The following is a 543-nucleotide window of genomic DNA, read 5'->3' on the forward strand; positions in this document are numbered from 1 at the left end:
AGGCCACCCACGTTGGGCAGCCTAAACTAGACCAATTTAGCCTTAAAAATTCTATCAGTACCAGTTGACGAAGAGCCAAAATAGAAGAACGGCCGGTAGGAAACGCTTATTTCTTACCGGCCGCTTATTTTTACGAATCTACAATATCTGGTACTGATAGGAGTAAAATCCTAACCGTACCAATTTTTGTTTTATGGGATTATACGAAAAACGGGAGTGTTGATTTAACAGGATTTTCATCCTCTATCAACACCCCCGAAAACGCAAAAAATGCCAACTAGAGGAATCGAACCTCCGACCTTCTCTTTACGAGGGAGATGCTCTACCGACTGAGCTAAGTTGGCATAAAATAAAAGATGTTGACCCAACCATCAACATCTTACAACTCCGGTAGTCAGACTCGAACTGACGACACCCTGATTAACAGTCAGGTGCTCTACCGACTGAGCTATACCGGAATAATGCGTGGCGACGCCCTATCCTCGCAGGGAGCGATCCCCCAACTACTTTCGGCGCGTTGAAGCTTAACTTCTGTGTTCGGCA

At 45.3% G+C, this 543-nt stretch carries 2 tRNA genes; both read right to left on the minus strand.

Annotated features, from left to right (window positions below):
• Window positions 1-271: 271 nt before the first annotated feature.
• Window positions 272-344, minus strand: a tRNA-Thr gene (locus tag H5993_RS09180).
• Window positions 345-385: 41 nt separating this feature from the next.
• Window positions 386-458, minus strand: a tRNA-Asn gene (locus tag H5993_RS09185).
• Between the last annotated feature and the right edge of the window lie 85 nt (window positions 459-543).

Source organism: Limosilactobacillus alvi, assembly GCF_016900115.1.
Lineage (GTDB): Bacteria > Bacillota > Bacilli > Lactobacillales > Lactobacillaceae > Limosilactobacillus > Limosilactobacillus alvi.